This window comes from Paenibacillus campi (assembly GCF_034659835.1).
Classification (GTDB): Bacteria; Bacillota; Bacilli; order Paenibacillales; family Paenibacillaceae; genus Saccharibacillus; species Saccharibacillus campi.
The window spans coordinates 1-23,099 of the sequence record NZ_JAXSQZ010000006.1; the positions used below are offsets into that span (position 1 = coordinate 1).

Sequence of the window (23,099 nt, forward strand, 5' to 3'; positions counted from 1 at the left end):
TCATCGGTCTGGCTGTCTACTTGATGTTGAAGCTTGCTTTGGTCATTCGGCAGCGAAGGTCGACCCGATTTCCCTCCATCTAGCGTGCTCGGGCTATACGTCATCGAGCCAGAGTTAGCTGGACGCACATGATCCTTCACCTCCGTACTGGCTTCCTTCGTTAACGTCGGCGGCATGTAATGCGCGGCTGGCAGCGTCACGGTACCGCCGGGCAAGGCATGATTCGTTACTTTCGCTTGGGCGATGCCCAACACTTGCAGTTGCTGAATTTGCCAGTACGCATACGGACGTGTGAAGCTAAACGTATACGTTTTGGTCTCACTGGCGGTGCGTGTGCTCCATGTTTTGCGGCTGTTCTTTTCTTGCCACTTGAGGCTATACCGTACCCTCACTTCGCAGTCATACCGGATCGTGCCTTTCCTTTCGGCAAATGTATGCTGGAACAAATACGCATATCCCCACGCATTGGCGTACACATATTCACTCGTGGGTATGCCTTGGGTCGCATCAAAATGCCGTCCATTCGCCCGATCATCGCTCAAAATGTGGGCGGCAGCTTCGGGGTTTAGCTGTTGGTTACTCATCGTTTGGGCTGATATGGGCGGCAGGATCGTATACGCACATCCTCCTTTTCCGTCGGAAGCCGGCGCTTCATCTTCACACTGTTCATTGTCGGCACTCGTTTGACCCGGTTGACACGGTTGTCCGACTTCGTAGTATTGGTAGATGCGATACTGTTCAAATGATCCGGTATACGGCTGTAAAGCTGGCGGATGTCCTTTGGTGATCGCTTGTGCTGTCGACGGATCGCTGCCATCGGTTGTTTTTTTGTAGCCGGCATAGGTGTAACCTTCATGGGTTGGGGGTTGGAATTCATATGTAGTGCCTGGCTTCATGTGTTCGATGCGCGGCGGGAAGATGTCGTTAAGCGATTTGCCGTCGATCGTTTTGTAATGGACGCTTAGGTCGGCTGTGAGTTCGATTTGGAACAGGACAGGTGTGTAGATGCGGTAGCCAGTAGTATTGGGACTGCATTGAGTTGTGCAACTATTCGTAATATCTTCAGGAGAGTCTGCATTTAACTTAATTACAATAGCCGTTGGAATCGTAGCCGTATCTGTTCCAATTCCACTTTTATTATAAGTAAGTGCACTATCTTCCGTTCCAATGGATATAGCAGCAACGTATTTTTGCCATATAGTTTTTCCATCTTCAGGTCTTTCTGTTCTGGATGATTCAAAGTAGATAGCATTTTGCGCATCATGTTTGTATAAACTAACTTCTATACTTTTTATCGTCCGCCCAGGAAACGAAAATTGATAATCTTGTTCTGCTGTACCAGAGTCGCCTCTATTTGGTGCTTTACCACTTGCCCATGTTGACCCATGCCACATATCGTAATACATCATACCAACAAAATACCTGTAGTTAGCTTTCATTGTATTCTCTGAATCATCTTGATAATACTTTAATGGCGTAGAGACATCGGCTGCTTGTACACTATAGGAACCAAGTACGGATGAAAATAAAATATAAAAAGTAAAAAGTACCAGAATCAAAAATACACTATAATACTTGTTTTTATTAAGCCATTTAGACCATTTCATATCATTCTCTCCATGGATTATCCATTAAAATCAAACTATCTTTTGAAGAATTAGTATGAAATCCTACATACTTGATATCCTGAATTGTTAGTGGTTTAGCGTCTTTAATATTATCGAGAAGTTCATCTCTTTCAGAATAAATAGCATAAAATGTATAGACCGTCCCATCATTGTTTTTCTTCATTAAATCTTTACGATCGTATCTATAACGTACGTCGCCCTTGTTAGTTAAAAGATACAAATTAGGCGACCATGCATCACTTCTTACTCGGATATATGTTCTACCGGTATAAGCACTGTTATCATGAAATGTATACAAATCGATACTATAGATATAATCAGATAGCAATAATGGAAAATTTGAAGGTTTGATTTTTATAACATATTGATAAGGTTCTCCAAACTCGTTATTCAACCAATTTGGCTTTTTAGCAAAATAAGATTTGTAAGGATTTAGATTTTCCTTAACCAGCCCCAACTCATCTACCGTAGGCGGCACCTTCCCCCCAATCCACACCCACTTCCCCACCTGATCCCACTCCACCGTCTGTCCCAGCCCTTCACTCACTAGCCGTAATGGCACATACGTCCGCTGCTGTTTCACTATAATTTGGCTATCATACGTCTTGCTCTGCCCATCCACTACCGCTGTTGCTGAGCCGACCGTCAGTGTCACGCTATGCTGAGCCGTTTGTAGCGTTACGATTTGCTGTCCACTCCGATTCAAATAACCGACCTGTGCGCCTAGCTTTTCCGAAATAAAACGAATAGGCACCATAACCGCATCGTGCTCATCTTGAAAAGGTTTGGCATCCGGAAATGCCATTTTACGCGCATGGAGCAGCACTTCGATAGCAGATGTTGGGACTGCCGCCGCTGTCGTATGGGGACGATACAAAAGTACAGCACTTGCAATCAGACTGACTCCCACCAATGACACCATCATCATGTTCGCGAGCCGCTGCGGCGGGATTGATTTTTTCACATTCGCCATCGTGTACCGTTTCCCACTTTCCATCGCGCCTTTGTTCTCTGTTACCTGCTGTGCTACAGTTGTTTGTTTTGTCATGCTCAATTCCTCCTCAAGTTCATCTCATTATGTACGGCTACATATTACGATACGTAAGGTCAACTCATACAGCGTACGTATCGTAACAAGGACAGATCGTACAGGTGATCCTTCTTCATTTTATCGGTAGTGCATCCAGTTTTTATAATTTAATTGCAATATATTAGGACATCAAATATATACGTGTTCATTCTTCATCATTTTTCAAGATCATTTGTTCAAGTTATCTCGTTATCATTTGTCCATTAACATCCTTTTTTGCACGCCCCATCAGCCTACGCTGGCAAAATGACTGGTGAACATAAAACAAACCATTTCGACTCCATATGAAGTCATTCGAAATAAAGTCATTCGAAATGAAGTGATTCGAAACTATCCACTGACAACCGTAAACGATCATTCATCTGCTCCAAACTATACAACCCCCTTCCCCTTCCCCTTCCCCACCTTTCTGTTTCCTTCCAACCTTACCGAAACAACTAAAAAGCACACATAATCCCCACCTAGGAATCATGTGTGCTTCACATGTCATTATTGATTTAAACTTAGCTTAAAAGACTTGTACACACTTGTCAATATCCATTCTCCCAACGACTCACCTAACTAACGGCTGCTCTGCTGGTCTGCCAAACAAATAGCCTTGTGCCAAATCAATGCCGATGCTGCGACAAAATTCAAACTCCTCGCGTCGTTCGATTCCTTCTGCCAGCACCTGACTGCCTGCTTCCAGTGAACGCTCTACGATGTGCATAATTTGCCGTTGCTTCGCTTTGTCTTGATCACAGTAATCGATCAGTCCACGATCGATCTTCACATAATCGGGCTTAAGCTTGTCGATCAGTTCAGGCTTGGAGTAGCCGGAGCCCACATCATCCAGCGCCACAAAAATACCATTGCTGCGATACACATCAAAAATTTCCTGTAGCTTAGGCATATGCAAAATATTTTCCGTTTCGACTACTTCAAATACGAAATCTTTTGGCTCCAGCTTTAACCGCTCAATCGCAGCAAAAGTATGGCTTAGACAATATTGCGGATTGTAAATCGATGACGGCAAAAAATTAATAAACCGCTTAATCCCACATGGCAAATGCGCTGCACTCGTCTCAATCGCGGATATACGTGCCGCCCGATCCAAAAACGAATGCAATCCTGTCCGATGCGCGATATCAAATAGCCGATGTGGCTGAAAAGAAGGCCCATCCACAATCGGACGCAGCAAAAACTCGTATGCGATCACCTGCTCTTGTGCGTCGACAATCGGTTGCATATGGCTCGTAAATTGACGTCTTCGGATAATATCTACAATGTCATAATTTTGCAAGCGGGAGATAATCACCGTTGCCGGAAGCCAGGAAGGCTCCCCTCCAATATTGCCTACTCCCCAAATTCCCACCTGCAAATCGCTTCCTTCCACCATAGGCAATCGGCACACCCATTGTAAAATATCCAGCATCTGTTCTCGCGAATAATAATCGATTGATACTGTTTTTTCAATTACTACGTACTGAAAATCTTGCCCTATCAGCATCTGTTCCAACGAATCCGTCATCGGCCGCAATGACACGACTCCTTGATCTTCAATTGGTTGAATATAGCTGCATTCGCTACAATTCATAGTTACCCTCCCCAGGTGCAATAGGCTAATCTTAAACAAAGCTGCTGCACGCTATGCACGCTCGTACAGATCAGAATGCCACTGTAGACTGTATCTTTCTTATAACAAAGCTAACAAAACGCCTCGTGCTACCAAGCTAGGCAGTGTCTTCAAACTTTTAGCGTTGTCATTTTATTATTTAAGTTGGTCGCGTTTTAAGTGAGTTGCGCTGCGTATACAAGCGTAATCTAATGAAAAAAACGCATCGAACTGCCTAAAAAGCAGTTTGAAGACACGCCCTAATAGATTGTCTCAAGTCAAAATCGTGTTTAAACGCACCTTAATCTATTCCTCATCAAGCGATCGTTAGATCGACCGACTGTAAATATACGTAAGACAGGCTACTATTACCTTGACCGAAATTAATTTGAATATTGAATCTGTTTTAAGGTCGCATTGATCAGCATTTCAGTACACAATCAAAATTAACATTTAACTTGGTCAATGTACTAGTAGTCTGTCTCAAATGGAAATTGTTTTTGAACGTACGTTAACCGATTCATCATCAAGCAATGGTTAGATCGACAAACCGTAAATGTATTTGAGACAATCTACTAGGCACTTGCAGCGTTAACTATCCAACCGATACCGTATTCACAGCGCACACCGACCGCTAACAAGCTTCCCCCTGCACACATTTCAGACGCAAGCAGACTCAAGTTCCGGTTTATCCTTTGTATATAATTTAGTTTCTTAACTTTTATTCATTGTAAGGTATATTCAACCTATTGCATGATCATACAATGATCGTACATGAATTATTGCTCACAAATATTTGTATTTACCCAAAATGAATGCACATCAATCACATGTATTGATACTATTCACTTTAAAGAAGCATAAATGATGAGCGAGCAGCCAACCTACACTTAAGCAAAAAGCCGTGGTGTTATACACCACAGCTCTCGGCTTCATCCCATTCATGTAGCGGACAATCAGCTTACTGGAATTTCAAGCACATCTCCGACTTGCAAACGTTTAGGGTCTGTAATCTTGTTGAATTTCGCCAGTTCTTCCCAAGATACGCCATATTTCAGACCGATTCGGTACAGATTGTCACCACGTTTAACTGTATACGTTTGTTCAGCTGTATCTTTGGCAGGTGTTTTCACCGGTGTGACTGGCTTCGCTGGTGTTGCTGGTGTAGTCGCAGGTGTAGCCGGTTTGCTCGGTGTCACTGGTTTTGCCGGAGTTACCGGTTTCGTTGGCTCACTGCCTGTTGCCGGTGCAGCTGCCTGCGACAGATCGATCGTATATTTAGCAAATCCGTCTGCCGCACTGCCTGCATAAGCGATCGCTTCACCTGCACCCGCTACAGCTGCTTTGGTGGACAATGCGCTTTGGGCGTTAGGCGATGTGTTGAACGTGACATTCGCTTTACCTTTGATTGGAGCGAACGACCAGTTGCCATCAGCGGTCGGATTAATCGTTTTGTTTTCACGAATATAGTCGATGATCACTTGACGGTTCTCATCCGGCGCAGCGAGTACGATGCGCTTGCCATCCGGGTTCGCCAGCTTGGACGAAGATGCGCGATAGTTGTTCGTCGCTACGATAAACTCCTGCTTTGGATCGATCGGTTTGCCGTTATACTCTAGATTGACGATACGATTGGCAGCTTCATTGATAATATTGCCTTTGCCATCGTATTTTGCCGGTTGAGTGACATCGATTTGATACGTCACCCCATCGATCACGTCAAAATTGTACGTTGGGAAGTCCATATTAATTAGCGGCTGTTCGGCTGTTTTGGACGGATCGATCTGGTTGAATTGACCTGCCGACCATTCCAGCCAGTTTTTCACTTCCGCTCCGTTCACTTTTACAGCGTAGACGGTATTTGGATACACATACAGATCGGATACGTTTTTAATCGCGATCGTGCCTGCCGGGATATCCGTGTAGTAGTTTGCACCAGAACGTCCGCCTGCTTTAAATGGTGCACCTGCGGACAGGATCGGCAAGCTTTCATAATCTGTACCTTGCAACTTTTGCTGCAAATACCATTTCTGTGCGTTCGTTACGATCTGGATCGATGGATCGTCTTTGACGAGTGCAAAATAGCTCGTAATGCGGGCTGTCGTTGTGCCGACTGGACCACGAATGTAATCGAGCGTTTGTTCGTGCTCTTTGTATACGGAATCGACGACGCTTTGATCCGCGCCTACGAGTGCCGATTTGGTCGCTTTGTCATAAATGGGACGCGCTTCAACCGTCGAGTGGGTCACTTTCCATTTGTTTCCATCCTGGATCAGCTCCATATCGATAATACCGAGATGATCGCCCCAGAAGCCCGGCTCCACGGAAGGTACGCCATTAATCGTTCCTTTTGCCAGATCGACACCGGTTTTGCCAGCAAAGTCGCTGCTTGGGAATACTTTATGCGCATGACCGAACATAATTGCGTCGATGCCAGGAACTTTGCTCAAATACAGCACTGAGTTTTCCATCAATTCGGTTTGCGGAATATCTTCAAAGCCGGAGTGCGGCACCGCGATAATGATGTCTGCACCTTCTGCTTTCATTTGTGGGATGAATTTTTGGGCGGTTTCGACGATATCTTTGACGACGACTTTGCCGTTCAAATTCGCGCTGTCCCACTGCATAATTTGCGGTGGCACGAAGCCGATCACGCCCACTTTCAAATTATGCGTTTTGCCGGTTTCATCGGTTACTTTTTTGTCGAGAATCAGGTAAGGGGTAAAATAGTTTTTCTCGCCTTTGCCTGTGCCATCATCGGTATAGATGTTGGCATTTACATACGGGAAGTTAGCGCCTTTGACTGCATTGGCGAGAAAGTCCAGACCATAGTTGAACTCGTGGTTACCGTAGTTGCCTGCATCATAGCCGAATTGATTCATCGCTTTGTAGACCGGATGGACTTCGCCCGGCTTCAGCGGGTTTACCTTTGCCATATAATCGCCTAGCGGTGTGCCTTGCAGCAGATCGCCATTGTCGATCAACACGCTGTTTTTCGCTTCAGCACGGGCTTGTTTGATCAGTGTGGCGGTTTTGGCATAGCCGTATTCATCGGTCGGCTTGTCAGAATAATAGTCATAGTTAACGACGTTCGTGTGAATATCAGTCGTCTCCATCAGACGAATTTTAACGACGGCATTCCCTGTCGTTTCGGCTGCGAATACCGGAACGGCGGTCACGGCAAACAGTTGCAGTGCGACCAAAGCGGTCACTGCTTTGCGAATAGTCTTTTTTCCTAGTTTCAAAATGCATAACCCCTTCCGCGTAATGTTGAGCACGTATCCTAGTCATTTTGTATCGCTTCCAAACACGGTCGGTAAAACAGGTTGGCAACAGCCAACTATGTAGGAACCGCGTAGACAGAGCGTTTTGATCTCTCTCTAACTAAATATTGACCAGTGGTAAAATGGAAGTGAACAAACGTCCTTGCGTGCAATTGCTTGGTAAAATTGTATACTATTGCTTCCCATATTTGAAGTAGAAGTTAACGTTTCTTTGCTATTTTTTAAAAATTAAGTCAAAAAAAGAATGTTAATGTCATTGTTCGGCAAATGTTAGCCTAAACCGCAGCTCCTGTTCAGCCGCACATTTCGCGTCCCCGGAAATGGTGTATACAATTTCAGCGCGTGCACATGTCTGCACTAGTGTAGATGGCGCAGCAGCGGTGTCCACATCGATCTGTAGTCCGGGCAAATACCAGCTTTCCGGCGTCAGTCGAATTTGTGCTAGCTCCGGCCCATCCAGCTCAAACACAAGCTCCATCGGCAATGCTGTCCGAAACGTTGCTGCAATATGCAGTCTGCGCGTCTCCACATCCACTTCAAAGCTCATTCCACGCAAATGCGTATTCCAGCTCTGCCCTTGCTGTCTACGTACCATACGCAGCGAATACCGCTGTCCATCCGCCGTCATCCAGTGGGCGGTCGCATGATGCATCTGCCCGTTCGTATTGCGACTACCAGACAGACCGCCGATCATCAGCCGCTCGCTCATCCATGCTTTTGCCGTACATAGATGGCGATTATGCCCCGGCAGATCGCGTTCACACAGCTCACGGAACCGATGGGTGACAAAGCGCTCCCCTCCCCACGAACGAAGCTGTGCCCGTGTCTGCTCTTGCATGTCTACTCCAACTAGCGCAATCAGCGGATTATGACTCGTTTCGCAATTGACACGGGTGAGATGGCGATGTGACTCGCCAAGCGCCAAATAGAGCAGCACACCGATCGAACTATGCTCAGTAATATCATTTTCATAGCTACGTGCAAACGGGCCACAAATATTTTCAAGTACGGGATGGTAAAAATCCGCAATATCCTGCCACAACCCATGTTCCAGCGCTAGCCCGATGCTGCGAAACGATGCTGTGCGTCCGTACGTCCGCCACATGCCCAGCACCGTCAGATCGACGCCATAATATGTGCTGGAATTAAATTCGGCAAATGAATGCAGCTCCATATAATCGTTATGTAACGCAATCGCACCTTGTTCGGCATGATCGATCCATTCCGCCTGTCCATAGCGATGTCCATAATAATGCGTGATAAACAGATGCATCAGCTCAATATTCGTATTGGTCGGAATCGATTGCGTACGATACCGTTCCAGCGATGTCGCTACCGTTAGCTTCATCGCCTCATCGATACGTTGCACGAGTTCCAACGACAAATCCGCTTCAAAATGCGCTAATATGACCGCAAATGTCGAGGCGATAAATTCACGCCAATTCGGATCAAAGCTTTCCCATACGCGCGGAAACACTTCATCGGTCGCCTGCCGAAACCGTTGTGCCAACTCCTCATTATCGGTCAGCCCGCTATATTGTGCAAAACGTCGATACACTTCATCCAGCGCATCTGAACCGGCATAAGCAAATCCAGGCGAAAAGCTGCCCCATGCGGTATAGCCCGCTGGCGGCAACGGACGTTCCAGCGCTGTGTTGAATGTGCCATCATACAGTTCACCTGGCTGTCGAAACTGCATATTCAGCACCTGTCCGATCATTTCGCTCGCTACCTTACACTCGTCCGCACCGCCGCGCAGCAGCAATCCGAGCGCATAATGGGCGCTTTCCCGTGTATCGTGCAAACCGTGCTCGCCCCAGATTAGCGCTGTCTTAGCATCATAACGAGCGTCTAACTCCTGCATCGCTTGCTGTATCAAAAATTGCTTATCCGGTGACATCGATAGGATGAGATCGTGATCGTTCGTCATGCGTATCGTCCTTTCTGCATTCAAATGAATGATTCACAGTATGCTGTATGGACGCTGCTGCTGGCAATAAACTTGTTTTCGCCTATAAACCATATCCCCGCTAACACAATCGGGCAATGGCAAGCAGGCACTTTTTAAGGATGTTAGCTGAATATTCGCTCATCTTGCACATGTACGCACTAACTGTACGTTAAACATCATTCATTTGAAAATTTAAGCCGCTTCGATTCCTTTTTTTAAAATAGGCAGCATACTATAAATGAGAATAAGCCAAGCTACCAAACACAAAAAAGCGCCCTATCCGGCAAGCTGCCGATCGGACGCCTGTATATTGATCTCGCTGCTAACATGAGCGCTTAAGAGAAACAGTCTTCGCCAAGATTAGGCGACAATTTTTTGTTTTTACGCTGTTTATGATGCAGATAGGAATCCATAATTCGATCCAGTTGCTCAGACTGATCGATTACGCGGTGGTCGCAAATGCCATGCTCGGCAGCCATCTGATTCAATATCCGGCGCTCCTGCTCGATTTGTTGCTCCATCTTTTGCAGATCCAAAGGAAACCACCTCCCGTCGATTAACCCTTCCGGCATCCATAGGCTACGCTGGCAAGCGAAACAGCTTCAGCTATGGACAAAACTCCGTATGGCAACGGCATCGCCTATGCCGGTAGGATTGCTCCATCCCGCACCGCTGCGATGTCCTGCTATAAAAAATAGTCATGTGCTCTTTGCGCTATACAATCATGACGAGCCACATGCTTAATAACTAAAATTTGTAGCTTTATATTCGTTATACCTTAATTGCACAACTTGTTTCAAGTTCCTTCAGTCCCTATTTTATCCTGATAATGGAAGCAAAAACTGACAAAAAATCCGTTTTGCGCATTCACTTTTCATCCCGTAATATTACAAAATTCGATAACGAATAAACGTGCATTCCGGCGCAAACCCGGTCAAATAAAGCAAAAAGCGAACCCTGGCAACGATGCCGTAGGTTCGCTTATAGTGTATCAGATCACGCTGATTTTGTCGGATGACTGCCTGGTCAATGACTTGGCTTAACCTGCCCATGTTTGACGATTGCCGTCTTGATCGATATATTCGATCGATTGCGGTGTAATATCGAGCACGACATAATCCGGATCATCCGGGCCATCCAGCCACTTTTTGAACTCGTCTTTCCAGACGCGTTGCTTCAGCTCACTGTCACTGGACACTTTGCAGGTCGCTTCGATCTGTACGACTTCTTCATTGCCGCCTTTTTCGTAGCCAAGCAGCAAATAGCAATTCGGGTTTTGTTCCAATTCTTCTACTTTATGTGTTTTGCGGTCCGTGGCAAGATGAATTTGTAATCCATCATTGTATACTGCCATATAACGGACACGCGGCTTATTGTTCTCCACTGTGCCAAATGAGCAAAACGGATTGTTCGACAGGGCTTTGATGATTGCTTGTTCTGTAGTTGCTGTACTCATGATCAAGCTCCTTTCGCAGTTCAAATCAAAATGGGATATTATGTCTCCATTCGTTACATACCCGCTCTGTTCCAAGCTGAACCGCTCACTCGTCCTGCTCGCCTGCTGGACAGTAGATGCCAGCTCGTCTATAATTACACCTAGAAAAAGCGCATAACGTGTGGGGAGCTGGAGGAAGCCGGCTGAGAGTGTATTGAATGAATACAGACCCTTATGACCTGATCTGGATAATGCCAGCGTAGGAAGCAGCACATGCCATGTATGTAAGCTCATATATGAACCTATGTCGTCCCGATCCGGGGCGCTTTTTTCATTTATACAGATCGTTGACTGACAAATGGGGTTAGGACGAAGGGAGAAATAACAGAAATGAGAAAAATCGGAACGACGCTTGGCATGCTGCTCATGGCAGCCGCACTACTCGTCATGACAGCATGCGCTCAAAAAGATACGACCACATCTTCCACCGCCGCTAACGGCAACACAACACCAGCGCTTAAAAATGTACAGGTCGTACTAGATTGGACGCCCAATACGAACCATACCGGTCTGTATGTCGCCCAGCAAATGGGATATTACCGGGATGCCGGTCTGAATGTAGACATAATCCAGCCGGGTCAGGGCGGCGCGGATACGCTTGTAGCGTCAGGCAAAGTACCGTTTGGCATTAGCTACCAGGAGAGCGTTACGCAAGCGCGTGTACAAGGCGTACCGCTCGTCTCGATCGCAGCGGTCATTCAGCATAATACGTCCGGTTTTGCCGCACCGGTCGATCGCGGTATCAAAACGCCCAAAGATATGGAAGGCAAAGCGTATGGCGCATGGGGCTCTCCGATAGAAGAAGCGGTCATGAAGTCGATTATGGATACCGATGGCGGCGATGTGAGCAAAGTGAAAAGCGTTAATATCGGGGATGCAGACTATTTTACCGCCGTCAAAAAAGGGATTGATTTCGCCTGGATTTATTACGGTTGGACTGGTATCGAAGCGAAGCTGCGCGGCGAACCGCTCGATATGCTGTACGTCAAAGATTACTCGCCAAGCCTCGACTATTACACACCGGTAATCGTCACCAATGAGCAGCAAATTCAACAAAACCCGGAGTTGGTGAAAGCGTTTATGAGCGCGACTGCCAAAGGTTATGAATACGCGATCGCCAATCCCGACAAAGCTGCCGACATCTTGACCAAAGCGGTGCCTGATCTCGATCCCAAACTGGTGCAAGCGAGCCAGGAATGGCTGTCGCCACGCTATCAAGATGATGCATCCCAGTGGGGATTGCAAAAAGAACAAGTTTGGACAGGTTATGCCGACTGGATGTACAAACAGAAACTGCTGGAAAAACCGCTCGATGCTAGCAAAGCGTTTACGAATGAGTTTCTGCCTGCTGCGCAGGGGAGTAAGTAATTTAGAAGTAATTTAATTGTAGCAACCCACTCTGCTCGTTCGTTCGTAAATTCTAGTGCGAGCTGGGAGTTCATTCCTTATTCCGTACCGAAGTGGAGGATGCTTTCCCGCCTACACTATGCATACAAGCATTAATGTACTGATAACTATCATTCGCTGACTATCATTCAAGGAGGTCGTACACATGGCTAACACACTGCTTAGCATTCAAGTGATCCCCAAAACACAGCCGGGTGAGCATGCCTACGATTATGTAGATGCTGCCATTGCAGTCATTCAATCGTCCGGTGTGAAATATGAAGTTCATCCGCTCGAAACGACGATGGAAGGCGAGCTGTCAGAGCTGCTTGAGATCGTTCGGCAGATGCATGAGGCGCTTGTGGAGAAGGGCAGCCCTAGCATCATTTCACAGATCAAAATTGCGCACAGTCCGGACGGCATTAGCATGGACGGCTTGACCGAGAAATATCGCTAATGTCCATACGTGACTGGTGGAAAGGCATATGGCCGCCCTTAGGGGCGGTCGTTTTGTTCCTGCTCATCTGGCAGGCGGCGACATCGCTGTTTCGGATCGAGGACTGGATTCTCCCCAGCCCGGCACGAATCGTGATCGAAGCGAGCAGCAGCTATGATCGCTTGCTTGGGCATACATGGGCAACATTACAATTGACGTTGGAAGGTTTTGGCATCGGGGTGTTAATCGGCTTAGTCGTGGCAGGCATACTGCATATCGTGCCATTTTTACGGCGGGCACTGTATCCGCTGCTTATTTTGAGTCAAAATATTCCGGTCATCGCGCTCGGGCCGCTGCTCATTATCTGGTTCGGCTTTGGCATCATGTCCAAGCTGATCGTCATTGTACTCGTCTGCTTTTTCCCGATTACGGTCGCAGCGCTCGGTGGGCTTGCTAGTACAGATCGGACGATGCTCAATTATATGGAGATGATCGGGGCGACACGCCGACAAATCTTTTGGAAGCTGGAATTGCCGTACAGTTTGCCGGCTGTCTTTTCCGGGCTACGTATTGCAGCGACCTACAGCATTATGGGCGCAATTATTGCAGAATGGATTAGCAGTGATCGAGGACTTGGGTATTATATGATATTGCAGCAATCCGCCTTTCGCACCGACCGTATGTTTGTGGCGATTTTAATCGTGATCGCACTTAGTCTAATTATGTTTTCGCTGATCGTGCTGCTGGAGCATTGGTGCATTCGCTGGCAACGAACGAATCATAGCGCACAAGGAGGACAATGACATGAACGATCCCAATCGCTCCACCGCTCATCCGTCCCCAGTATCAAACAGCGGTTTCACTAATCTGGTTGTATCCGATCTCCCGCCACTGGACGCGCCTTTTTTGGAGCTGCGACAACTGCGCAAAACATTTGGCAAAGGCAAAAAACAGCTGCATGTCATGGAAAATATCTCGCTTACCGTACAAGAGGGCGAGTTTGTATCGATTATCGGGCCATCCGGCTCTGGCAAAAGCACATTGCTGCAAATGATCGGCGGTGTAGTGCTGCCCGATGACGGCGATATTGTGCTGCAAGGCACACGCATCAATGGGCAAAAAGGGCGCGCTGGTTATATGCCGCAACAACCTGCACTGTTTCCGTGGCGTACGATTGAGCAAAATGTAGTGCTCGCCCGCGAAACTGCCGGGCTGCCGCAACGTGAATCGTTACAACTGGCGCGGACGTGGCTGGATAAAGTAGGCTTAAGCGAATTCAGGCAAGCGTATCCGCATACGCTATCCGGCGGTATGCAGCAGCGGGTCGCTTTTCTACGCGCATTGCTCGGGCCGCAATCGCTGCTCTGTCTGGATGAGCCGTTTAGTGCGCTGGATGCGTTTACCCGCAGTGAAATGCAAAGCTGGTTGCTGCGCATCTGGGAGGACAATCGACGCTCGGTCGTCTTTATTACACATCATATTGAAGAAGCATTGCTGCTGTCTGATACGATCTATGTACTGTCCAATCGTCCTGCCACTGTACTGGAACGAATCGAGGTGCCGTTTGAGCGACCACGGCGTGAGCAATTGGTCGATACGCCATCCTTTATCGCGCTGCGCAGACGGCTGACCGAGCTGCTTCGCGCCGAGGTGAGTGGACGATGACATGGATCGATACGCATATTCATCTCGATCAATATGACGATCATGACGTACGTTCTATTATGCGCGAGCTGCCACGTTTTGGGCTGGATACGCTTATTGCCGTATCGATGAATCGGGAGTCATGTCAACGCACCGAGTCGCTGGCACGCGCTTATCCGGGCATCATCAGACCGGCATATGGCTATCATCCGGAACAGCCGCTGCCATCCGCTCAGCAAATGAAGCTGTTGCTGGATTGGATCGAAGCACGAATCGACAAAGCGATCGCGATCGGTGAAGTCGGTCTTCCGTATTATCGGCGGCAGGAGCTAGCTACCACAGGCAATACCATTTACGAGCAAGGTTATATCGATCTGTTGGAGCAGCATTTGCAACTGGCAGCACGCTATGATAAGCCGGTCGTGCTGCATGCCGTCTATGATGATGCTGATATCGTATGCGAGCTACTGGAACAGCATCGCATTACACGCGCTCACTTTCATTGGTTTAAAGGCGCGGCGGCGCAAGTGGAGCGGCTAGCACGCAGCGGATATTATATTTCGTTTACGCCAGATATTGCGTATGAACCGGAAATTCGCCAGCTTGCCGCTATGTATCCGCGTGAGCTGGTGATGACCGAAACAGATGGGCCGTGGCGGTTCGAAGGGCAGTTTGCCGGACAGCCGACAGTGCCAGGCATGGTGCGGGATGTATGCCGTGCGTGGGCGCATATTCAAGGGTTAGAGGAAGCAGATGCCGCCCGGCAATTGTATAATAATGCACGCAAACTGTATCGGTTATAAGCTTATATACGTTAGTAGAGCTGCTAACATACCAGCTCCACGCCATACTGTCCCAATACGCTAGCTGGCTCTTGATGAGCGATAATGACAGACGGACAGCATCCGCTAACGGTAGCTTGCTGCCGCTGCGTTATTTTGCCACTTGACCGAATCGGGCGAACCGGATACGATATTGAACGCATTCATTTGGCGTTATTTGCCATTCATAGCTCAAGTCCAATACAGAAAGAAGGAAACCGCTTCGATGTCCAAGCAAACGAACCGCTCGATGGTAACGGTAGGCTTGCTAGCTGCCCTGTTCATCGGGGCGCTCGATTCAACCGTTGTCAGTACCGCTTCACCACGCATTATTGATTCACTTGGCGGGCTCAGCCTAATTAGCTGGATTTTCTCCGTCTATACATTAACGACCTGTATCGCGACCCCAATCTTCGGCAAGCTTGGTGATCTGTACGGACGGCGGCTCGTATTTGCGATTGGGCTCGGTCTGTTCGTCGTCGGCTCGATGCTGTGCGGATTGGCGGACTCGATGACCGAACTAATCTGGTACCGCGCCTTGCAAGGGATTGGTGCCGGTGCGCTCACACCGGTTACATTTACGATTGTCGGCGATCTGTATCCAGGCAAAGAACGCGCCAAAGTACAAGGTATTTTCTCGTCCGTCTGGTCGATTGCCGGTCTGTTCGGGCCGCTTGTCGGCGGTTATTTTGTCGATTATATTTCGTGGCGCTGGATTTTCTTTATTAATCTACCGGTCGGCATGATCGCGATTTTGTTTATTTTCCTGTATTATCACGAATCATTTGCCAAACAGCAAAAAGCGATCGATTATGCAGGTGCGATTACGTTTACGATTGGGATGACCGCATTACTGCTCGCGCTGCTCACTGGCGGTGAGGAATATGCATGGAATTCGCCAGTTATTATCATTATGTTTCTCGTTACAATCGTCTTTCTCGGTCTGTTTCTGTGGATTGAGCAGCGCGCGGCTGAACCGATGCTGCCGCTTAGCCTATTTCGCAATCCAGTGCTGAATATTCCTTATATTCTCGGTTTTACGACCCGCTGGATGGTGATGGGGGTGACCGTATATTGTGCGCTCTGGATGCAGGACGTATCCGGTTCCAGCGCGACGATGGCAGGGCTGGCGCTTATGCCGATGTCGATCGCATGGCCGCTCGCTTCCACATTGTCCGGCAGACTGATGTATCGGATCGGTGCCAAATGGCTCGTCGTCTTCGGCTCCGTACTCGTCATAGCCGGCAGTCTGCTCGTCGCGATGATGCAAGCTGGCTCATCCTACGGTCTGATCGTCGCTTCGCTCATCCTGATTGGGCTTGGCATGGGCTGTATTGTGACACCATCGATGGTCATCATTCAAGGGGCAGTCGATTTCCGTATGCGCAGTGTGGCAACGTCTACCAATACGTTAATGAACTCGCTCGGTCAAACGGTCAGTGTCGCGGTGTTCGGTCTCGTATTCAACTCGATCGTGACGGCGGACAACCCTGAACAGATCGCCAGCGGCATTCATGCTGTGTTTCTGCTTATGCTTGCAGTGGCGGTGCTCAATTTGCTCGTAGCGTTATTTTTGCCACCAAGCAGTAAGCTGCTCAATCAGCAGCAGTAGCTTGTTCAGCTCGGGAAAACAACATATTTTACGACACCGAACCGCTTTATACCGGTTTTTGCAAAACAAAAAAGCCCGCTGTTATCCTATCGTTCACTCCCAATGTGCCTTCATTTACCCAAAGAGGTTGCTGATGTCCATTGTAAAGAGTGCACGCTATGATGACACGGGCTTTGCTGTATACTAGACCGACATGTACGATTCAAGATTGCATTATCCGGTATCGATATGCGTTAGGCTATCCCCGATCAATATTACCTCATCCAGTTCGTCTTAACGCTTGTTAAATCCTTTTTTGTCCAAAAATGCCTTCAACTGCATCCGCGACGGTGTCGTTAGCTTTTGCGCCATTTGCTCTGACCACGATGTCGTTTTGGTACCGCCGGTACGCTCGGACAAATATTGTACCATCGTGCGGTCATATTCCTCCACCGCTTGCAGCGTCGTGTCCGCTTGATACGCTTCTTGATGCAATACCGCTTTAAGCGGTAGGCGTGGACGCAAACCTGGCTCTTGATTCGGATAACCGAGGCACATGCCATAAATCGGATACACTAGCTCCGGCAATGCGAGCAGTTCGGATACGCCTTCGATATCGGTACGAATCCCGCCAATGTACACGACACCAAGCCCCATCGATTCTGCCGCAATCGCCGCATTTTGCGCGGCAAGTGTGACGTCCGCTGTCGCGACGATAAAGTTCTCCACCGCATCTGCATACGATTCCTGATCAGGCTGATGCTTTTGCACGGCATGCTGCAAGCGGTACAAGTCTGCACACCAGACGAGAAATACAGGGCATTCTTCAATATAACGCTGACTGCCTGCCATACGCGCCAGACTTGCTTTACGTTCCGGGTCTTTCACTGCAATTACGCTATACGCTTGCACATTGCTGGAACTGGACGCCATCTGTCCTGCTGCCACAATCGCTTCTAATTGTTCGTCGGTTACCGCATCCGGCTTGTAGCTGCGGATCGAGCGGTGATTCATTAATAAACGGATTGTATCATTCATCCGGTAGTCACTCCTGTCTGCTTATCGTTCTCTGCTAATGTTTCATAAGTATATTACATTATTAACACATCATAAGCCAAATAAACATAGCAGACGGATTGATGTGTACACGAAGTTATCTCCGCTTTTCCCTCATTACCTATCCCAATGAAGCTGTATCAACGTATCAAACCCGCTCCCGCTGCAACTTAATCCGCTGCAAACGCAGTGAGTTTAGCACGACCGATACTGAACTGAATGCCATCGCTGCGCCTGCCAGCCACGGTGCCAGCAGACCGCTAGCTGCGACCGGAATGCCGATTACATTGTAGGCGAGCGCCCAAAACAAGTTTTGACGAATATTACGAATCGTACGACGGCTAACGAGGATCGCATCGGCGATGCCGTCCAAATCGCCACGCATTAACGTAATGTCGGCAGCTTCCATCGCCACATCGGTTCCGGTGCCGATGGCGATGCCGGTATCGGCTGTCGCAAGCGCGGGCGCATCATTAATGCCGTCACCGACCATCGCTACGATGCGACCTTCCTGTTGCAGACGCTTAATTTCAGCAGCTTTGCCTTCCGGCAACACCCCTGCCAACACATGCTCAATTCCGGTCTGGGCGGCAATCGCACGGGCGGTGCGCTCGTTATCGCCGGTAATCATCACGATATGAAGCCCCATCTGTTGCAGCCGTTCAATCGCTTGGGCAGACGTCTCTTTTACGGTATCGGCTACCGCAATCCAGCCTGCATAGCGATCATCCACCGCTGTTAGCATGACCGTTTTGCCTTGCTGTTCCAGTTGCTGAATCGAAGCTTCCAGTTGCTCGGTCACGACACCGACTTCCTGCATTAGTAAGCGTGTACCGATACGAATCGTATGCTCGCTACTCAGCGCTATAATACCCTTGCCAGGTATATTGTCAAATGATTGCACAGTTGCCGCTTCCACACCGTGCTGCTGCAAGCCTGCCACAATCGCTCGTGCCAATGGATGCTCGGAAGCCCCTTCTGCCCCAGCGATCAGCGCAAGCCACTGTGACTCTGGCAATGTATCAGTTTCAACATGCCAATCGGTCAGTACCGGCTCACCGCGTGTGATCGTTCCTGTTTTGTCGAGCACGACCGTATCGATCCGATGCGCCGTTTCCAAATGTTCGCCGCCTTTGAACAGAATGCCGTACTCGGCAGCTCGTCCCGATCCAGCCATAATCGAAGTCGGTGTGGCTAGTCCGAGCGCACACGGACAGGCGATCACGAGCACCGCAATCGCTTTTTCAAGCGCGCCGCTAAACTGCCCTGGTTCCACGCCCAAATACCATATCCCAAACGTCAACAAAGCAATCCCGACGACGATCGGCACAAAAATGCCGGAGATCACATCCGCTAGCCGCTGAATCGGCGCTTTGGACACTTGCGCTTGTTCCACGACCCCGATAATTTGCGCCAGCGCTGTCTGCTTGCCGATCCGCTGCGCCTGGAAGCGCAGCCGTCCATTTTGGTTAATCGTCGCGCCGATCACTCCATCACCGACCGTTTTGTCCACCGGCAAACTTTCGCCGGTCAGCATCGATTCATCGACCGAAGAACGTCCATCCAGCACGATGCCATCGACCGGAATTTTCTCACCAGGCTTCACGATTACGATATCACCGACCTGCACTTCATCGGCAGCGATGTGCAGCTCCTGTCCATCCCGCTCTACTAACGCATGCTGGGCGCGCAAATTCATCAAACTGCGAATCGCGGACGAAGAATGACTTTTCGCGCGGTGTTCAAACCATTTCCCGAGCAAAATTAACGTAATTAACATACTGCTCACTTCAAAATAAAGCTGCGCCTGAAATCCAGGCTCGACCCATTCACGAATCATTAGGAATACGCTGTAAAAATAAGCTGCCGACGTGCCCATCGCTACCAGCACGTCCATATTGGCGCTGCCGCCGCGTAGCGCTTTGTAGGCGCCTTTGTAAAACTGCCAGCCAATGACGAGCTGCACCGGTGTTGCCAGCAGCCATTGCACCCACGGAATCATTAACACATGCGGCATATAAACCCACGATGTTAAGCTAAAATGAGCCACCATCGTCCACAGTAACGGCAGCGATAATACAAACGAAACGAGCAGCTGCCAACCGCGTTTATGCTGAAGCTGATCGCGACGCTCCTCTGCTCCTTCCTGCTCCTGAATGGTCGCTTTGTAGCCAAGCCGCGCCACTTTAGCGGTAATATCGTGCACGCTAACTTTACTTGCATCAAAGCTAACACGCGCCGTTTCCAGCATCAGATTGACTTGCGCTTCAGCGATGCCGTCCATACGCCGCAATCCTTTTTCAATCCGTGCAGAACAAGCGGCACACGTCATGCCGGAAATGTCCAGATAGACGGTTTCATGCAGCACGGAATAGCCAAGCTTGTCGATTTTTTGCTCAATTTGCTCCGCTTGCAACTGCTGCGGATCATACGTGACGAGCGCGTTTTCCAGCGCCAAATTTACATGCGCTTCGGTGACACCATCCAAACGTTGCAGCCCTTTTTCGATCCGTGTCGCACAGGCAGCGCATGTCATCCCGCCAATTTGTAGCTTTAATTGTTGCAAATCGGTAGCGCTTGCTCGTTGTGACACAGCGGCAGCGTCTGTGGCAGCGGTAGTTGCCCCGTCTTCATTCGGATTCATCGTTATTCACTCCTTTGGTTGCGATCACTTTTGACTGGACAATACATGCATACGGTTATATTCATATAGTTGTGCTCGCACCATTGTTCCTTCGAGAAGTTATCGTTACTTTATATGTGTATACCGTAGCCGATTGGCTTATACATCCTCATCGCTAGTCATTTGCCCTTATCCGTATCGCTGTCTGTTGCATCTGCTTTGGCAATCCACTTCTTTTGCAATCCGCCAATATACAGGTGGGGGGTATATAAATTAGTTAAAAAAAGCCTGATTCCACCGTCTAACTCATCCATTATCAATCAGTTATCCATCTGTGAATCAGGCTTATGAAATGAACATATACTCCATCTTATTGCTATACTCATCATGCCCATCTTGGCGACTCGCTCGCTCTGTTCTATACAGAGCCACTATCTTCTAGCAGTGCAAACAGCATATTGTGCGCAATCGCTAGCATCATAAAGTTGCTAACCGTCTGCTAGCTGTCCATAGCGGCTCATAACTCTCATTTCGGTTGGACTGGCACTGCTCCATATGCGCTATGCTGTCATGCCAGTCCAATAATCATTGTTCACGCGCCTGCCGAAACTACATCATAACCTTGTTCTTCAATCGCTTCGGTCAGCTTCACAACGTCAAGCTTGGATTCATCATAGCTAATATCAACCGATTTGCTTTCCAAATTCACTTTGCCGTTAGCGCCGATCTCCGCTAATGCTCCCTCGACTGCTTTCACACAATGCTGACAGGACATACCTTCTACTTCCAATTTTACTTGTGCCATAATTATAGCCTCCTTGGATCATCGTCTCGTGTTATTTTAACAATTTGTTAATCGTGACGAGCAGCTCATCGATCACTTCATGCTCACCGGCTTCGATTCGTTCGACAACACAGCTTTTCATATGACCTTCCAACAACAAGCGACCGACCGAATTAAGCGCCGATTGTGCGGCAGCAATCTGGTTCAGCACATCATCACAATACGTATCCTTTTCGATCATGCCTTTAATGCCACGAATTTGACCTTCAACCCGATTCAGTCTGCGCACGAGATTATGCTTCATCTCGTCAGCGTGATGACTGTGGCGACCGGAATGGTTGCAAATCCCACATGTTTCCGCTTCGCCAGCAGACGGCAGGTTAAGCGCGAGCGGTTGTTGCTCACTGACATTGATGTTTTCCATCGTTTGTCCCCCCTTCACGTCCGCTGTGTACGCTTTAATTTAACGTTAGCGCGGTAACAACAGATCGTTTATAAATTCATTCTAACATACCCCCATAGGGTATTCAAGAGGCGCAAGTACATCATCTTGATGACGGGTACAATTCGCTTGCCGAACGATCCAATAAGCTTAACTAGTGTTTATGCTCCATTTGTAAACGTATTTATGCTACACTGAATTTAATTCTGAAGAACGTGGGCATTGACCGGTTGTTGTCGCTCTCAACAACCGGAACAACAACGCTATGACGCTATACGGTACGATTGTACTGTGCTGTAAACCGTCACTTATTTCTGTTTTCCGCAAATGATTAACTGTGCTTCGTCCCGGCATTCGGCACTTCTGCTTGTGTAGTTTGCACTTGTGCAGACGGTGCGGACGCTTCCCCTTCTATCGCTTCCTGCTGCGGTTCGCACACACCAAGATGCCCCATCACACGCTCTACTAGCTGTGGCGGATCGATCGGCTTCGTCAAAAAGTCAATCGCTCCGCTGCGCACGCCTTTTCTGACCATTTCGGGACGCGAATCCCCGGATAATAACAAGACCGGAATATCGCGGGTAGCAGCATTACGTTTAAGTTGATCAAGCACATCCAAACCATCTCTGTTCGGCAAATTAATATCCAAAATAATCAAATCATAGCCTGTAATACGCGAAGGAATGCGAAAAAATTCAGCAGCATCCTCGTACGATTCTACCAGCACGTCCTCCGGTTCCAGTAACTGCCGCACAAGCATTACAAACGGATTGCTATCGTCAACTATACCGATCTTTTTCATCTACTGTTCACATCCTTATCCATTAATAAAGGGAGGTTTCCCATGTCCAAAGCAGAACGCTATCGGCAAATTATCGAGCAGACGAGAGTCCGCTTTCTGCATGATGCCACGACTAAAATGCACGATCTGCACCAAATTTTTGCCGATTACCGGCAATTCGACGATCCTGACCCACAAGCAGGCAGCGCGGTTGCCGATCGCGTTCATCGTCATATTCATGCGATCAAAGGGTTGGCACTAACACTATCGTATGCCAGCATCGATGAATTATGTGGAGAAATGATTCATTTTATTTTAAACGATCCGCCCAAAATATGGAAACGTGAATATGTCGAGCAATTAGAGCGATATGTACACCAATTGGAACAGCTACTACATGAGGCAGCTGCCGCACCACCACAGCAGCCATAACGGTTTGCACGCGGTAGGGTATTATACGGCACCGTCTAGTCCATTGTGCTGGCTGCGTCTT

19 protein-coding genes and 1 riboswitch are annotated in these 23,099 nt (G+C 48.3%); of the genes, 7 read left to right on the forward strand and 12 right to left on the reverse strand.

Features of this window, described 5'->3' with window-relative positions; genetic code table 11:
- The 7 genes from U1I11_RS14735 to U1I11_RS14765 form a co-directional block, all read right to left on the reverse strand.
- The coding region (locus U1I11_RS14735; protein ID WP_322906903.1) for a DUF5704 domain-containing protein at positions 1-1,394 on the reverse strand (1,394 nt) is incomplete at its 3' end.
- 214 nt (positions 1,395-1,608) lie between these two features.
- A complete protein-coding gene (locus U1I11_RS14740; RefSeq protein ID WP_322906904.1) occupies positions 1,609-2,676 on the reverse strand; it encodes a copper amine oxidase N-terminal domain-containing protein in 1,068 nt (355 codons plus the stop codon).
- Positions 2,677-3,271: 595 nt separating this feature from the next.
- The gene (locus U1I11_RS14745; protein WP_322906905.1) at positions 3,272-4,294 is read right to left on the reverse strand and encodes an EAL domain-containing protein; all 1,023 of its coding nucleotides are present in this window, start codon (positions 4,292-4,294) and stop codon (positions 3,272-3,274) included.
- 974 nt (positions 4,295-5,268) lie between these two features.
- A complete protein-coding gene (locus tag U1I11_RS14750) occupies positions 5,269-7,557 on the reverse strand; it encodes a bifunctional 2',3'-cyclic-nucleotide 2'-phosphodiesterase/3'-nucleotidase (protein ID WP_322906906.1) in 2,289 nt (762 codons plus the stop codon).
- Between the two features lie 292 nt (positions 7,558-7,849).
- Entirely contained in the window at positions 7,850-9,526 is a 1,677-nt protein-coding gene (locus U1I11_RS14755; RefSeq protein ID WP_322906907.1) for a hypothetical protein, read from the reverse strand.
- Positions 9,527-9,882: 356 nt separating this feature from the next.
- A complete protein-coding gene (locus U1I11_RS14760) occupies positions 9,883-10,083 on the reverse strand; it encodes an aspartyl-phosphate phosphatase Spo0E family protein (RefSeq protein ID WP_322906908.1) in 201 nt (66 codons plus the stop codon).
- A 503-nt stretch (positions 10,084-10,586) separates the two neighbouring features.
- Positions 10,587-11,003, reverse strand: a complete 417-nt coding sequence (locus U1I11_RS14765; protein ID WP_322906909.1) for a pyridoxamine 5'-phosphate oxidase family protein — start codon at positions 11,001-11,003, stop codon at positions 10,587-10,589.
- A gap of 152 nt (positions 11,004-11,155) precedes the next feature.
- Positions 11,156-11,265: riboswitch (TPP riboswitch) on the forward strand.
- Between the two features lie 164 nt (positions 11,266-11,429).
- On the opposite strand from U1I11_RS14765, the gene U1I11_RS14770 reads away from it, so the two are divergent.
- The 6 genes from U1I11_RS14770 to U1I11_RS14795 all read left to right on the forward strand — a co-directional run bounded on the left by U1I11_RS14770 (position 11,430) and on the right by U1I11_RS14795 (position 16,941).
- On the forward strand, positions 11,430-12,410 hold the full coding sequence (locus U1I11_RS14770; RefSeq protein WP_416235627.1) for an ABC transporter substrate-binding protein: 981 nt from the start codon (positions 11,430-11,432) through the stop codon (positions 12,408-12,410).
- Between the two features lie 184 nt (positions 12,411-12,594).
- On the forward strand, positions 12,595-12,885 hold the full coding sequence (locus U1I11_RS14775) for an MTH1187 family thiamine-binding protein (protein ID WP_322906911.1): 291 nt from the start codon (positions 12,595-12,597) through the stop codon (positions 12,883-12,885).
- A complete protein-coding gene (locus U1I11_RS14780; protein ID WP_322906912.1) occupies positions 12,885-13,667 on the forward strand; it encodes an ABC transporter permease in 783 nt (260 codons plus the stop codon). Before U1I11_RS14775 ends, U1I11_RS14780 begins: the two co-directional genes overlap by 1 nt.
- A gap of 1 nt (position 13,668) precedes the next feature.
- Positions 13,669-14,529: an ABC transporter ATP-binding protein gene (locus tag U1I11_RS14785; RefSeq protein WP_322906913.1), complete on the forward strand. Its 861-nt coding sequence runs from the start codon at positions 13,669-13,671 to the stop codon at positions 14,527-14,529.
- A complete protein-coding gene (locus tag U1I11_RS14790; RefSeq protein WP_322906914.1) occupies positions 14,526-15,311 on the forward strand; it encodes a TatD family hydrolase in 786 nt (261 codons plus the stop codon). Before U1I11_RS14785 ends, U1I11_RS14790 begins: the two co-directional genes overlap by 4 nt.
- A 244-nt stretch (positions 15,312-15,555) precedes the next feature.
- Positions 15,556-16,941 (forward strand): MDR family MFS transporter, encoded by a 1,386-nt coding sequence (locus tag U1I11_RS14795; protein ID WP_322906915.1) that lies wholly within the window; start codon positions 15,556-15,558, stop codon positions 16,939-16,941.
- Between the two features lie 273 nt (positions 16,942-17,214).
- Here U1I11_RS14795 and nfsA read toward each other — a convergent pair whose 3' ends face one another.
- The 5 genes from nfsA to U1I11_RS14820 form a co-directional block, all read right to left on the reverse strand.
- The gene (gene nfsA / locus U1I11_RS14800) at positions 17,215-17,958 is read right to left on the reverse strand and encodes an oxygen-insensitive NADPH nitroreductase (RefSeq protein WP_322906916.1); all 744 of its coding nucleotides are present in this window, start codon (positions 17,956-17,958) and stop codon (positions 17,215-17,217) included.
- Between the two features lie 166 nt (positions 17,959-18,124).
- Positions 18,125-20,620: a heavy metal translocating P-type ATPase gene (locus tag U1I11_RS14805; RefSeq protein ID WP_322906917.1), complete on the reverse strand. Its 2,496-nt coding sequence runs from the start codon at positions 20,618-20,620 to the stop codon at positions 18,125-18,127.
- A gap of 571 nt (positions 20,621-21,191) precedes the next feature.
- Positions 21,192-21,404, reverse strand: coding sequence for a copper ion binding protein (locus tag U1I11_RS14810; RefSeq protein ID WP_322906918.1), 213 nt, complete (start codon positions 21,402-21,404; stop codon positions 21,192-21,194).
- 31 nt (positions 21,405-21,435) lie between these two features.
- Complete coding sequence (locus U1I11_RS14815) at positions 21,436-21,807, reverse strand: metal-sensitive transcriptional regulator (RefSeq protein WP_322906919.1); 372 nt, start codon at positions 21,805-21,807, stop codon at positions 21,436-21,438.
- 349 nt (positions 21,808-22,156) lie between these two features.
- On the reverse strand, positions 22,157-22,627 hold the full coding sequence (locus tag U1I11_RS14820) for a response regulator (protein ID WP_322906920.1): 471 nt from the start codon (positions 22,625-22,627) through the stop codon (positions 22,157-22,159).
- A gap of 42 nt (positions 22,628-22,669) precedes the next feature.
- On the opposite strand from U1I11_RS14820, the gene U1I11_RS14825 reads away from it, so the two are divergent.
- Positions 22,670-23,038 carry an Hpt domain-containing protein gene (locus U1I11_RS14825; RefSeq protein WP_322906921.1) on the forward strand — a complete coding sequence of 123 codons (369 nt, stop codon included), beginning with the start codon at positions 22,670-22,672 and terminating at the stop codon, positions 23,036-23,038.
- Positions 23,039-23,099: the final 61 nt, after the last annotated feature.